Source organism: Oryzobacter telluris (genome assembly GCF_043099285.1).
GTDB lineage: Bacteria > Actinomycetota > Actinomycetes > Actinomycetales > Dermatophilaceae > Oryzobacter > Oryzobacter telluris.
The window spans coordinates 1,207,052-1,220,293 of sequence record NZ_CP170723.1 but is presented as its reverse complement, the minus strand read 5'-3'; the positions used below and the strand labels follow the sequence as shown (position 1 = coordinate 1,220,293).

10 protein-coding genes are annotated in these 13,242 nt (G+C 72.7%); 3 read left to right on the top strand and 7 right to left on the bottom strand.

The features are described from left to right. Window positions 1-2 precede the first annotated feature (2 nt). Together ACFLFB_RS05520 and aqpZ are read left to right on the top strand one after the other, a co-directional pair. Window positions 3-896 (top strand): hypothetical protein, encoded by an 894-nt coding sequence (locus ACFLFB_RS05520; protein ID WP_392544704.1) that lies wholly within the window; start codon window positions 3-5, stop codon window positions 894-896. Window positions 897-966: 70 nt separating this feature from the next. Beyond that, on the top strand, window positions 967-1,782 hold the full coding sequence (gene aqpZ, locus ACFLFB_RS05515) for an aquaporin Z (RefSeq protein ID WP_392544703.1): 816 nt from the start codon (window positions 967-969) through the stop codon (window positions 1,780-1,782). A gap of 7 nt (window positions 1,783-1,789) precedes the next feature. Here the strand turns inward: aqpZ and ACFLFB_RS05510 are convergent, their stop codons facing one another. After that, a complete protein-coding gene (locus ACFLFB_RS05510) occupies window positions 1,790-2,563 on the bottom strand; it encodes a ceramidase domain-containing protein (protein ID WP_392544702.1) in 774 nt (257 codons plus the stop codon). A 143-nt stretch (window positions 2,564-2,706) separates the two neighbouring features. On the opposite strand from ACFLFB_RS05510, the gene ACFLFB_RS05505 reads away from it, so the two are divergent. Next, a complete protein-coding gene (locus ACFLFB_RS05505; protein ID WP_392544701.1) occupies window positions 2,707-3,696 on the top strand; it encodes a malate dehydrogenase in 990 nt (329 codons plus the stop codon). A 66-nt stretch (window positions 3,697-3,762) separates the two neighbouring features. On the opposite strand, the gene ACFLFB_RS05500 is transcribed toward ACFLFB_RS05505, so the two are convergent. The 6 genes from ACFLFB_RS05500 to ACFLFB_RS05475 form a co-directional block, all read right to left on the bottom strand. Then, on the bottom strand, window positions 3,763-7,038 hold the full coding sequence (locus ACFLFB_RS05500) for a collagen binding domain-containing protein (RefSeq protein WP_392544700.1): 3,276 nt from the start codon (window positions 7,036-7,038) through the stop codon (window positions 3,763-3,765). A gap of 164 nt (window positions 7,039-7,202) precedes the next feature. Further along, window positions 7,203-8,279, bottom strand: coding sequence for a calcium:proton antiporter (locus ACFLFB_RS05495; protein WP_392544699.1), 1,077 nt, complete (start codon window positions 8,277-8,279; stop codon window positions 7,203-7,205). 20 nt (window positions 8,280-8,299) lie between these two features. Then, window positions 8,300-9,175 carry a bifunctional methylenetetrahydrofolate dehydrogenase/methenyltetrahydrofolate cyclohydrolase gene (locus ACFLFB_RS05490; protein WP_392544698.1) on the bottom strand — a complete coding sequence of 292 codons (876 nt, stop codon included), beginning with the start codon at window positions 9,173-9,175 and terminating at the stop codon, window positions 8,300-8,302. A 158-nt stretch (window positions 9,176-9,333) separates the two neighbouring features. After that, entirely contained in the window at window positions 9,334-10,743 is a 1,410-nt protein-coding gene (locus ACFLFB_RS05485) for a DUF1116 domain-containing protein (protein WP_392544697.1), read from the bottom strand. Beyond that, entirely contained in the window at window positions 10,740-12,236 is a 1,497-nt protein-coding gene (locus tag ACFLFB_RS05480; protein WP_392544696.1) for an FdrA family protein, read from the bottom strand. The genes ACFLFB_RS05485 and ACFLFB_RS05480 overlap by 4 nt, the downstream gene beginning before the upstream one ends. Beyond that, on the bottom strand, window positions 12,233-13,171 hold the full coding sequence (locus ACFLFB_RS05475) for a DUF2877 domain-containing protein (RefSeq protein WP_392544695.1): 939 nt from the start codon (window positions 13,169-13,171) through the stop codon (window positions 12,233-12,235). Before ACFLFB_RS05475 ends, ACFLFB_RS05480 begins: the two co-directional genes overlap by 4 nt. Window positions 13,172-13,242 lie beyond the last annotated feature (71 nt).

Below are 13,242 nucleotides of genomic sequence, written 5' to 3'. Positions count from 1 at the left end.
CCGTGACACCGCTCCCCGAGCCCACCGACATCATCGAGGCTGGTGGGGAGGCCCTGCCCGTCAAGGGCGCCGACTGGCTCCAGGTGGTCGACGGCCACGCGTGGACCACCGTGGGGGTGGACGTGGCCCTGCGGCTCGACCGGGCCAGCGGGAGCGAGTCGGCCCGCGTGTCCACGGACGGCCCCGTGTGCACGGCCATGGACCAGGGGTTCGGCTCGCTCTGGCTCGCGGTGTGCACCCACCCGGGCGCGCTCGTCCGCCTCGACCCCACATCAGGGAAGGTGCTGGCGCGCATCGCCCTCCCCGACCTCGAGGTGATGGAGGAGGGCTCGGTCGCGAGCGGCGAGGGCTTCGTGTGGGTGGTGACCCTCGGGCGGGAGCGCACCGTCGTCAAGGTCGACCCGACGACCGACACCGTGGTCGCCCGCCTCCCGGTGGAGGTCGGCGTGGCCGCCGCCCGTGCGGGCGAGGGAGCGCTCTGGCTGACCAACCCCCAGGACGGCGTGCTCACCCGGCGCAACGTGGCCACCAGCGCCCTGGAGGCGACCATCCCCACCGGCAAGGGCGCGCGCTTCTTCGCCGTGGGCCTGGGAGCGGTGTGGGTGCAGAACAACGTCGACGGCACGGTCACGCGCGTGGATCCCGCCACGAACCGCGTCGTCACCACGATCACGGTCGACAGCGGCCCGGTGCAGGGCGGCGACCTCGCCGTCGGAGGCGGGTTCGTCTGGGCACGGGTCAGCGACGCCCTGGTCGCGAAGATCGACCCCGCGACGAACACGGTCGTCGCGCGCTACGGGCCGAAGTCCGGCAGCGGGAGCGTCGCCGCCGACGCGGACGCGGTCTGGATCAGCGCCCACGACGTCGACCTCGTGTACCGCCTGCCACTCCCCTGACGTCCTCCGAGCCGCAAGAGGGCGGCGAGTCCCGGTGACGCGGCGGTCGCAGGCGAGCACAATCACGTCCATGACCACCCCCACGATGGTGCAACGCCTGGGCGCCGAGCTGCTCGGCACGTTCTGGCTCGTGTTCGGCGGCTGCGGTTCCGCGGTCTTCGCCGGCGTCTTCCTGTCCCCCAACGTCGTCGCCGGCCAGACCGTGCAGGTCGGCATCGGGTTCGTCGGCGTCGCCCTGGCCTTCGGCCTCACGGTGATGACGATGGCGTACGCCGTCGGCCACGTGTCGGGCGCGCACTTCAACCCGGCCGTGACCATCGGCGTCGCCGTCGCGCGGCGCTTCGAGTGGCGCGACGTGCCTGCGTACGTCGGCGCACAGGTGGTGGGTGGCCTGCTCGGCGGGCTCGCGGTGTGGGGGATCGCCCGCGGCCGCAGCGGTTTCGACGCCACCGGCAACCTCGCGGCCAACGGCTTCGGCGAGCACTCCCCCGGCGGGTACGGGCTCGTCGCCGTGTTCGTCGCCGAGGCGATCCTCACGGCCGTGTTCGTCTACGTCATCCTCGGCGCCACCGACTCGCGGGCGCCCCAGGGCTTCGCCCCCATCGCGATCGGCCTGTCGCTCACGCTGATCCACCTCATCTCCATCCCGATCTCGAACACCTCGGTGAACCCGGCACGCTCCACGGGCGTGGCCTTCTTCAACGGCGACGGCGCCCCCGGGCAGCTGTGGCTGTTCTGGCTGGCACCGATCGTCGGTGCGGCCATCGCCGGGGCGACCTTCCACCTCATCACTGGCGTCGACCGTCGCGACCGCGACATCGCCGGCGAGATCGAGATCGAGGACGTGCGCGTCGCCGAGGGCGTCGACCCCGACGCCCCTCGCTGACCGGACGTCAGCGGGCCGCGGCCCGCTCGGCGACGTCGTGGCGGAAGAGCAGGTACGCGGCCACGGCGCACAGGACGTGCCAGAGCCCGTGCCACTGCAGGAGCGACTCGGGCTCGCACCACGGGTGACCGCGACGGCCGAACTGCCACACCGTGTACGCCACGAGGAGGACGACGACGGACGCCACCCCGAACGCCGCGTCCTGCTTCGGGTCGCGACGGCGCCACAGGACGATCTCCACCACCACGGCGAGCAGGATCATCACGGCGAACGCGGCGTTGCCCGAGTGGCGCACGAGCGGCACGCGGCCACCGGTGAGGAGCACGACCATCCCCACGAGGACCAGCACCGGGAAGAGCACGGCGAACAGGCCCGGACCGCGGCGCAGCAGCCGCATCACGGCGTAGGCCAGGGCGAAGCCCGACACGAGGAACATGCTCAGCAGGTCGAGCTGGCCGCCGAGCTGGGTCTGGGTGGCGTGCATCGCCATCGAGCCGGGTCCGAGGAGGACCACCACCACGGCGTAGGTGAGCGCGAGCCCCGGGTGCGCACCCATCGTCACCCCGAGCCGGACCCGGTCGGCGGCGTACGCCGCCACGGCCAAGCCAGCCGCGACGAAGCCCAGGTTGCTCCACGTGTTGGCCGGCTGCACGACCCAGCCACCGCTCGGCGCCTCGCAGAAACCGCTCCCCCGGCCGACGTCCGGGCCGAGCCACCCAAAGCGCGCGGCGGCGAGGGCGAGGGCCAGCGAGACGACCGCGGTGACGACGGCGGCGACCATCGGACGACGGTCCGGGCGCGTGGTCGCGTCGGTCGTGGGGGTCGTCACACGGGCCAGCCCACCACACGGCCGCCCGCGGCGCCACGCCGTGGCGCTGATAGCGTCGAGGCGACACATTTCCTCGCGTACGAAGGGGTACCCCCGTGAGCCAGACGCCCGTCAAGGTCGCCGTCACCGGCGCCGCCGGCCAGATCGGCTACAGCCTCCTGTTCCGGATCGCCAGCGGTGCGCTCCTCGGCCCGGACACCCCGGTCGAGCTGCGCCTCCTCGAGATCACCCCGGCGCTCAAGGCGCTCGAGGGCGTCGTCATGGAGCTCGACGACTGCGCCTTCCCCACGCTCGCCGGCGTGCAGATCGGCGACGACGCCACGAAGGTCTTCGACGGCGTCAACCACGCCCTCCTCGTCGGCGCCCGCCCGCGCGGTCCCGGGATGGAGCGCGGTGACCTCCTCGAGGCCAACGGCGGCATCTTCGCCCCGCAGGGCAAGGCGCTCAACGAGGTCGCGGCCGACGACGTCCGCATCACCGTCACCGGCAACCCGGCGAACACCAACGCCCTCATCGCGATGAGCAACGCCCCCGACATCCCCACCGAGCGCTTCTCGGCCCTCACCCGCCTCGACCACAACCGCGCGATCTCGCAGCTCGCCGCGAAGCTGGGCGTGCCGGTCACCGAGATCCGCAAGATGACGATCTGGGGCAACCACTCAGCCACGCAGTACCCCGACCTGTTCCACGCCGAGGTCGGCGGCCGCAACGCCGCCGAGGCCGTGGGCGACCAGGACTGGCTGGCGAACACCTTCATCCCCACCGTCGCCAAGCGCGGCGCGGCCATCATCGAGGCGCGTGGCGCGTCGTCGGCGGCCTCCGCGGCGTCGGCGACCATCGACCACGCCCGCACCTGGGTGCAGGGCACGGCCGAGGGCGACTGGGTCTCGATGGCCGTGCGCTCCGACGGCTCGTACGGCGTGCAGGAGGGGCTCATCTCCTCCTTCCCCGTCACCGTCTCGGGCGGCCAGTGGTCGATCGTGCAGGGCCTGGACATCGACGACTTCTCGCGCGGGAAGATCGACGCCTCCGTGGCCGAGCTCGCCGAGGAGCGCGACGCCGTCAAGGGCCTCGGCCTCATCTGAGCCCCACGACACCGAACGGCCCGGTCCCCTTGCGGGGCCGGGCCGTTCGTCGTGCGGGGTGCTCGGTCAGAGGCGAGCCAGGGCCGCGTTGACCGTCGTCGCGTTCCCGGCCGTGGTGGTCACCTTGTTCAGCGACGGGTCCTGCGAGTCGAACGGCTTGTCGTTGTAGCACTCGCTGTCGTACCCGTTCAGACTGGCACCGGTGGCGCCCGACCCGTCGAAGCACACGACGTACTGCGTGCCCGCCGGCAGCCCGGACACGCGGTAGGTGCCGTCGTCCGCCGTGACGTCGTAGTACTCGCTGGTGGGCGACAGGACGGTGATGTAGACGTCACCGAGCCCGGCGCCCCCGCTCCCGTCGGAGACCTTGCCGGCGATGGCCGCCCCACGAGCGAGAGAGAGGTTCACGGTCGTCGCCACGCCGGTGCTCACGGAGACTGCCGTCCCGACCGGGTCGAGGTCCGTGTAGGGCTGGTTGTCGAAGCACTCGGGGACGTAGCCGGTCGTGCTGGCTCCCTCGGCCGAGTAGGTGTCGACGCAGACGATGTAGTCACTGCCTGCGTCAAGACCCTTGAACTCGTAGCTGCCGTCCTCTCCGGTGGCTGTGTAGGAGTTCCCCGACACGGGGTCGTAGAGAATGACATCAGCAGACGCCACCCCGGCCCCACCCACAGAGTCCGTGACGCGGCCCTTGATCGCCCCCGCAATGGCGAGTCCCGCGTTGGCCGTGGACGTCACCCCCGCCGTGACGGGGACGTCCGTCGGCGTCCCGTCGTTGTAGCACTCGAGACCGTATCCGGTGGTGCTGGTGCCGCCGGTGGCGTCAGCGCCCATGAAGCAGATCTCGTAGTCGGTGCCGGGAGCCAGCCCACGGACGATGTAGGTACCGTCCGACGCCGTCTGGGTCCCGCCGAAGGAGTCGGTCGTGGCTGAGTACACGGAGATCGAGACGTCGGCCAGCGGCGTGGAGCCACCGTCCTGGACGACCTTTCCCGCGATGGCGCCGGCGCGAGCGAGCCCGGCGTCAACGGTGGTCGCAGCGCCGATGCTCACCGACACGGGAGTGTTGTCCTCGGGGACCCCCGTCTTGGTGTTGAGGTGGCATTCGGGGACGTAGCCCGTGGCGTCGGAGGTGCCGCCGGTCGCCTCCTGACCATCGAAGCAGACGGTGAACTGACCCGGCATCAGGCCCTTCATCACCCAGTTCCCGGACGCGTCCGTCGTCGCGTACGGGTACTCCTCGCGGTACCAGGGCTGGTTGTCGGGATCGGGGAAGCGGTGTTCGCTGTAGACGGACACGCCCTCGAGGGGCTTGTTGGTGCCGTCCTCCTTGACCGTGCCCTTCAGGGCCGCGCCGCGGGCGAGCGAGGCGTTGACGCCGGTCTTGACCTGACCCGAGACCACCGTGACGGGAGTCTCGATCTGGTTGATGAACTCGGTGACGTCCTGGTAGCACTCGTTGATGTACCCGGTCGCGTCGCTGTTCCCGCCAAGTGCGTCCGTCGCGTCGAAGCACAGGGTGTAGTCGCCCGGGATGAGCCCCTTGGCGACGAACGTGCCGTCGGTGCCGGTGAAGACGTTGTCCCCGAAGTTCCCGGAGTCATCGCCCGACGACGTGTTGTACACGTTGACCATGACCTCGCGCAGCGGCGAGTTGGTGGTCACCTGGGTGACCTTGCCCGCGATCGACGCACCGGCGGTCAGGGCCTGGTCGACGACCGTGCTCCCGTTCGTGGTGACCGTGACGGGGGTCGGCGGGTCGCTGTCACTCGTCTGGCCGTGGCAGATGCGGATGTAGCCGGCGGCGTCCTTCGAGCCGCCGGTTGCCTGGGCCGCGTCGAAGCACACGGTGTACTCACCGGCGGTGAGGCCGGTGAACTCGTAGTGGCCGTCGACGTCGGTGGTGGCGATCTCGGACTCGTCGGTGCCGTCGAGAGCGGCCTGCACGTCGACTCCGGCGAGCGGCTGGTGCGTGCCCCCGGCATCCGTGACGGTGCCCGACAGCTGGGCCGGCGTGCTTGAGGTCGGGGCGACGAAGTAGCCCGCGACGTCGGCGAGGAGGTGGGTGCTGCCCGCGTTGTTACGCAGGCGCACCTTGCCGCCGGTGCCGACCTTGGCGATGACGAGGTTGGGCCGCACCTCACCGGTGATCAGGTTGAGGTTCGACGCGTTCGGCGGTGCCTCGCCCGTCGGGTAGGCAGTGACGAAGGTGGTGCTCGTGGGAGCCACACCGGTGACGTTGAGGATGACCGAGCGCACGCCCGAGGACGGGATGCCGTAGCGGCCGGTGACCTGCACGTCGACGACACCGCCGGCGCCGAGCGCGCCGGCGCCCTTGCCCTGGCCGTCGACCGTCGCACCCGTGGAGCGGGTGTCGAGCAGGCGGCCCGGGGTCAGCGAGTGGAACGTGGTGCCCGTGGGGATGTACCCGGCGACGTCGGCGAGGACGTTGACCGAGCCCATGCTGTTGAAGAACGACACGGCCGCGGCGGTGCCCAGCTTGACCACGACGAGGTTCGGGCGGACCTCACCCTTCTTGAGGTTGAGGTTCGACGTCGTCGGCCGGGTCGCACCCGCGGGCCACACGGTGAGGAAGGTCCCCGCCGTGGGGGCCACGCCGGTGACGTTGAGGACCACGGACTCCACGCCGGTGGTGGGGATGCCGTAGCGCCCTCCGACCGTGAGGGTACGGGTGCCGTTCTGCGCGATGGCGCCACCGCCCTTGCCCTGGCCGTCGATGGTCGCGCCGGTGGACCGAGTGTCCATGAGGCGGGCCGGGGACAGCGGCACGAACGAGCCGCCGGCCGGGAAGTAGCCCGCGACATCGGCGAGGACGTCGCTCGCGCCGGCGTTGACGAAGAACGCCACCTTGCCGTTCGAGCCGACCTTCGTCACCACGAGGTTCGGCGTGACCGACCCGGCGACGATGTTGAGGTTGGAGGTGTTGGGGCGCGTCTCGCCGTCGGGGTAGACCGTGACGAAGGTGCTCGCGCTCGGCTTGACCGCCGTGACGTTGAGGACGACCGCGGAGACGCCCGACGAGGGGATGCCGCCGCGACCGGTCACCTGGACCGCGCGGGGGGTGCCGCCCTTGACCGTCCCGCCGCCCTTGCCGACGCCGTCGACCGTGGCCCCGGTGGACCGGGTGTCGAGCAGGCGCGCGGGCGACAGCGGCACGTAGCCGGCCGGCTCGGTGGCCGCCGCCAGCGACGGCAGCGCCTGCGCGGCGGTGGCCGCCCGGGGGGCGACGGTGTGCTGCGCGGCGACGGCGGGGCTCGTCGAGAGCCCCGTCACGACGGCCACGAGGACCAGGGCTCGAAGGGCGTGACGGCGTGGTCTCATGCTTGGTGGTCCCCCACTTGAAGTGCGACTGTGCCGCGACTCGCGGCAGCCGACGCGACGCGCCGCGGGGTCAACGTACGGTCACGGGGGAGGGCCGCGCAACGGTTTCGACGAAAACCGGTCCGAACGATGTTTTGCCTGCTCAGGGCACCCTCAGGAGAGGGCTACGGCGCCATCGAGAAGTAGAGGAACGCGGCGAGCAGGGTGAGGTGCACCGACCCCTGCAGGCGGGTGGCCCGACCCGGCACGACCGTGAGGACCGCGACGACCATCGTGATGCCGAGCAGCACGATCTGGGTCGCCCCGAGGCCGAGGTGCAGGGGCGTCGGGACCCAGATCGACGCGACCGCCAGGGTCGGGATGGTCAGGCCGATGCTCGCCATCGCCGAGCCCATCGCGAGGTTGAGCGAGGTCTGGATCCGCTCGCGGCGCGCGGCGTTGGCCGCGGCGATCGTCTCCGGGAGCAGGACGAGCAGGGCGATGACGACGCCGACGAACGACACCGGCAGGCCGGCGGCGAGCACGGTGGACTCGATCGCCGGGGACTCGATCTTCGCCAGCCCGACGACGGCGACGAGCGAGAGCAGGAGCAGCCCCAGGGAGGTGAGCGCCTCGCGGTCGGTGGGCGGGTCGGCGTGGTCGTCCTCGGTGAGGGGCTTGCCCTGGTCGGTGACGGGGAGGAAGAAGTCGCGGTGCCGGACGGTCTGGGTGACGACGAACGCCGCGTAGAGGGACAAGGACGCCAGGGCCGCGAAGGTCAGCTGGCCGCCCGTGAACTCGGGCCCGGCCTCGCCCGTGGTCACCGTGGGGAGGACGAGGCAGAGCCCCGCCAGCGCTGCCACGGTGGCCAGCGCACCACCGGTGCCCTCGGCGTTGAAGTGGACGAAGTTGAACCGACGCGCCCCCAGCAGGAGCGAGAGGCCCATGATCCCGTTGACGGTGATCATCACCGCAGCGAAGACGGTGTCACGCGCGAGGGTGGCCGCCTCCTCACCGCCGGAGAGCATGAGGGTGACGATGAGCGAGACCTCGATGACGGTCACCGACACCGCGAGCACGAGGGAGCCGAACGGCTCCCCCACCCGGTGGGCGACGACCTCGGCGTGGTGGACGGCGGCCAGCACGGCCGCCGCGAGCAGTACGGCGATGAGGAGGACCACGGCGATGTTGATGTCGCGGCCCCAGGTGGCGGCGAGCGCCACGAGGGAGACGAGCGGGACGACCTTCCAGACCCGGGTCATGGTCGGGCTGGCACCCGCCATCAGGTGCCTGCCCCAGTGACCTGTCGCTCGGCCGCCTCGACGACGTTGGACAGGAGCATGGCGCGCGTCATCGGACCGACCCCGCCGGGGTTCGGGCTGACGAAGCCGGCGACGTCCCAGACGTCGGGGTGGACGTCACCGGCGACGACGGACTTCCCGCTGCCCTCCTCGACCACGCGGCTCACACCGACGTCGAGGACGGCCGCACCCGGCTTGACCATGTCGGCGGTGACGATCCCGGGGACCCCGGCGGCCGCGACGACGATGTCGGCCTGGCGCACCTCGGCCGCGAGGTCGCGGGTCCCGGTGTGGCACAACGTGACCGTGGCGTTCTCCGAACGGCGGGTGAGGATGAGGCCGAGCGGGCGGCCGACGGTGATGCCGCGGCCCACGACGACGACCTTCGCGCCGGCGATCGGCACGTCGTAGCGGCGCAGCAGCTCGATGCAGCCGACCGGCGTGCACGGCAGGGGCGCCTTCTCGCCGAGGACGAGCCAGCCGAGGTTCGTGGGGTGCAGGCCGTCGACGTCCTTGGCGGGGTCGACCGCCGAGAGGATCGCGTTCTCGTCGAGCCCGGTCGGCTGCTGGACGATGAAGCCGGTGCACGAGGGGTCGGCGTTGAGCTCGCGCACGACGGCGAGGACGTCCTCCTGCGAGGTGCCGGCGGGCAGGTCGCGGCGGATGCTGTGGATGCCGATCTCGGCGCAGTCCTTGTGCTTCGCGCCGACGTACCACTGGCTGCCGGGGTCGTCCCCGACGAGCACGGTTCCCAGGCCGGGGACGACGCCGTGTTCGGCCAGGGCGGCCACGCGGGCGCGCAGCTCGTCCTTGATCGTGCCGAGGATCGCCTTGCCGTCGAGAGTCGTCGCTGCCACGCCCAGATCCTTTCACGGGAGGTTCGCTGCCCGGGGCACCCGTCCGCGGCCTCCCGGCCCGGACATGGAGGGTCCCCGGTGCGCTCAGCCAGTCGCGCTCCGGGGACCAACCCCTGTCACCCAGCCCAACGGCCGGGAGCCCCAAAGGTTCCCGGGCGTCAGGTGGCGGCGGCGATGGCGGCGATGGCGGCGGTGAAGCACTCCTGCGGCGGGGTGACGAGGCCGGCGCCGACCTGACCCGTGCCGGCGACGCGGCCGGCCATGCCCGTGTTGATCTGCGGGAGGATGCCGGTGCGCACGACCTTGGTGACGTCGATGCCGGTCGGGGTGCCGCGGAAGCCGAGCACGGGCACCTGGTAGATCGGGTGCTCGCCGGTGGTGACCTCGTACATCGTGCGGGTGGCGCGCAGCGCGAACGGCACGTCGCCGCCCACGAACTTCACGATCGCCGGGGCCGCCGCCATCGCGAACCCGCCGATGCCGCCGGTCTCGGTGATCGCCGAGTCGCCGATGTCGGGGTTCGCGTCCTCCGGGCCGTACTCGCCGAGGAAGAGCCCCTCGGGCGTGTTCGCCGGACCCGTGAACCACTGGTCGCCGGTGCCGGAGACGCGGATGCCGAAGTCGGTGCCGTTGCGGGCCATCGTCGTGACGACCGTGGAGCCCGGGATCCCCTCTGCCGCACGGGTGGCCAGCTTGCAGGCCGGCATCCCGAGGTTGAGGAAGAAGTGCTCGTTGGCGCCGGAGAAGCGCACCGCCTCGGCGACGTCGAAGGACGAGGCGTCGGCCGTGATCATCCCGGGGAGCAGCTCGCGCAGCAGCATGAGGGAGCCGGCGCGGTTGCGGTTGTGCCCCTCGTCGCCCATCTGGAGCATCTGGGCGACGATGGCGCGGATGTCGATCGGCCCGGTGGAGCGGACCGCCTGCGACAGGATCGGGCCGAGCACGCGCGTCATCCAGTGCAGCCGGTCGATGACCTCGGGGCCGTACGCGCCGTAGCGCAGGACCTTGCCCAGGCCCTCGTTGAGGGAGCACCACGACTCGTTGCCGTGCACGTCGTCGCGCAGGGCGTAGACCCACATCGACGGGCTGACGACACCGGCCATCGGCCCGACCGCCCCACGGTGGTGGCACGGCTCGAGGTCGAACTCGCCTGCAGCGAGGCGCTTCTCGGCGTCCTCGGCGGTGTTGGCCAGGCCCTCGAACAGGACGGCGCCGATGAGCGCGCCCTTCATCGGACCGGACGCGCGGTCCCACTCCAGCGGCGGGCCCGCGTGGAGGAAGGTGCCGCGCTCGAGGCCGAGGGCATCGGACGCCGGGACGACGTCGGTGAGCACAGCCTCGGCGGCCGTCATCCGCTCGAACGCGAGCCGGTTGGCCTCGACACGTCGGGCGTCGCCCATGACGCGCGCGAGGTCGCCCTCGGTGCCGGCCATCGGCGGCTGCCACTCGGTCTCGGTGACCGGCACCGCCTGGTCGCGCAGGGCGTCCGCGAGGAGCGAGACCCCGGCGGTCGCGACGACGGGGTCGGCCTCGAGGAGACCGTGGAGGGGGCGGGACTGCTCGCTCATCGGGCGTCCTTCAGCAGCGTCAGGGCGTGCCGGGTGGCGGCGCCGTTGGACAGGAAGACGGAGGCGCCCGCCTCGGCGAGCAGGTCGGAGCACCGGGCGCGACCCTGGGGGTCGGCGTCGGTCCCGGTGAGCGACACCACGACCGGAAGCGCGCGGCCGTCGGCGTGGGCGGTCTCCCGCGCCGTGCGGATGGCGTCGGCCAGCTCGCCCGCGGGGTCGGCGTGGGCGCCGTGGCCCAGGACGAGGTCGAGGAGGAGGACGCCGCACGTCGGGTCCGAGGCCTCGGCGGTGATCCGCTCCATCCGCAGGGTGGGGTCGATCATCGGGTGGGCGCGGCCGCGGGTCATCCCGTCGTCGCCGAAGTCGATGACGACGTGCGAGGCGTCGCGCAGGTCGGGCCCGAGGTCGAGCGACGGGTCGTGCGCGATGTTGCTCCGGATGCCGCCCAGCTCGGCCTCGGCGACCGTCATCGCCTCGTCGGCGAGGGTGCCACCGCAGAAGAGGCCGCGCAGTGCGGCGCCGTGGGCCAGCCCGTCCGGCTCAGGGGCGGCGATCACCACGGGCCACTCCGGCACGTCCTGGCCCTGCGCCGAGAGGAAGGACTCGACGGCCGCGGTGAGGTCGGGGCGGCCCGCGCCGAGGACGGCCCAGTGCACGGCGAGCCCGAGCTCGGCCGCGTAGGCGTCGACCTCGGCGAGCACGCTGTCAGCGGGCGGCTTCGAGACGACGAGGACCGACTCGGTCGCCGGGTCGTCGGCGAGCGCGCGCAGCGCCTGCTTCGTCGACCGGCCACCCACGGCCTCCTTGAGGTCGCGGCCCCCGACACCGAGGACGTGGCTGATGCCGACGCCCGCCGCGTCGAGGAGGCACATGACCTGCTGGGCACCGGTGCCCGACGCCGCGACGACGCCGACCGAGCCGGGGCGCACGACGTTGGCGAACCCGAGGGCGACCCCACCGACGTGGGCGGTGCCGCAGTCGGGGCCCATGACGAGCACGTCGGCAGCGGCCGCGGCGTCCTTGAGTCGGACCTCGTCATCGACGGAGACGTTGTCGGAGAACAACATCACCGACAGGCCGGAGGAGATCGCGTCGAACGCCTCGGTCACGGCGTGCTGTCCGGGGACGGAGATGACGGCGAGGTTCGCGCCACCGCGGGCCGCGGCCGAGCCGAGCGTGCGGGGGGCGACGACGTCCTCACCCCCGCCGGTGTCCTTGGTGGCCCGCAGGTCGGCGAGGGCCGTGGCGACGGCTGCCAGCCCGACCTCGACCGAGTCGTCCGACTCGGTGCGCAGCGCGACGACGAGGTCGTTGGCGCCGGCCCCGTCCGGGACGTCGAAGCCCATCGAGCGCAGCACCTCGACGTTGAGCTCGGTGGCCATCGCCACCTGGGCGGCCACGACTCCCGGCGTCGCGGCGACCGCCCGCGACACCTGCATCAGGCTCACCGAGTCGTGGTAGGCACCTCGTCTCAGCTCGACGTGGGTCGTCATGCGGCACTCCGTCCGGTGGGGGTCTGGGTGGGGCTCGAGGTGGTGGAGAGGGTTGGGCCGACGGTCGCAGGGCCGAGGGCCCGCAGTGCGGCGAGGACGCCGGTCACGAGGTCACGCCCCGAGGTGTGCCCGATGGCGACGACCTCCGGCAGCGTGCGGGCGGTGGCCTCGACGTGGCCGACCACGGCGGCGTCGACGAGCGCGACGACGGGCCGGGCGGCGAACCCGTCGCCCGCGGCCCCGAGGAGGGCGCCGGAGACGGCGGTGGTGGCGTGCAGCCGCGACCGGACGGCGGTGGCCAGCGGTCGCGAGACGCGCAGGGCGTGGGCCACGAGCAGCGCACCGGCGAGCGCGTCGTCCCCGGACGGGGTGAGGCCGCGCCCCCGCCCGATCAGCCCGGCGACGCCAGCCCCCACCTCCTCGCCGTGAGTGCGGAAGTGGCTGCCCCCGCCACCGTTTCCGCACTCGCGGCCGGTCGTGGGGGTGAGGACGGCGGAGACGGCGGGCGCGAGCCACGGGTCGCAGACCGATGCGGCCTCGGCGAGGAGGGCGTCGACCACGGCACGGTCGCCCCGGCAGGCGGCGCCGGGCGCCACTCGGCGCACCCGCGCGGGCCGCCAGGTGCGCACGACGACGACTTCGCCGACGGGCAGCACCACGCGTCCTCCGCCGACGAGCACCCGGTCCCCCGCCTCGAGCCCCCACGGCAGGTCGGTGGCCGGCAGCGAGGTCGAACGGGCCCCCAGGCGCAGGGCCGTCGGGAGGGCGACGGCATCGGACGGGACGACCGGCAGGACCGTGCCGTCGACGTCGAGGTAGAGCCCCAGCCGGTGCGACCCGAGGACGACCGCCTGGCGCGCCCCGGCCCACAGCACCCCCGCGCTGAGGGTGGACGCGGCGGCCGGGAGGGCGGCCCGCGGGACGGAGGACGGCATACGGCGACGCTAGCGAGGGGGTTAGAGTGACCGGATGGTCATTGTTGACAACGATCGGCCTGACGACGCAC

Coding starts and splice junctions, on each gene's coding strand:
- ACFLFB_RS05485 (WP_392544697.1), bottom strand. CDS start 10,743: ATGAGCGAGCAGTCCCGCCCCCTCCACGGTCTCCTCGAGGCCGACCCC.
- ACFLFB_RS05475 (WP_392544695.1), bottom strand. CDS start 13,171: ATGCCGTCCTCCGTCCCGCGGGCCGCCCTCCCGGCCGCCGCGTCCACC.
- ACFLFB_RS05500 (WP_392544700.1), bottom strand. CDS start 7,038: ATGAGACCACGCCGTCACGCCCTTCGAGCCCTGGTCCTCGTGGCCGTC.
- ACFLFB_RS05480 (WP_392544696.1), bottom strand. CDS start 12,236: ATGACGACCCACGTCGAGCTGAGACGAGGTGCCTACCACGACTCGGTG.
- aqpZ (WP_392544703.1), top strand. CDS start 967: ATGACCACCCCCACGATGGTGCAACGCCTGGGCGCCGAGCTGCTCGGC.
- ACFLFB_RS05495 (WP_392544699.1), bottom strand. CDS start 8,279: ATGACCCGGGTCTGGAAGGTCGTCCCGCTCGTCTCCCTCGTGGCGCTC.
- ACFLFB_RS05510 (WP_392544702.1), bottom strand. CDS start 2,563: ATGGTCGCCGCCGTCGTCACCGCGGTCGTCTCGCTGGCCCTCGCCCTC.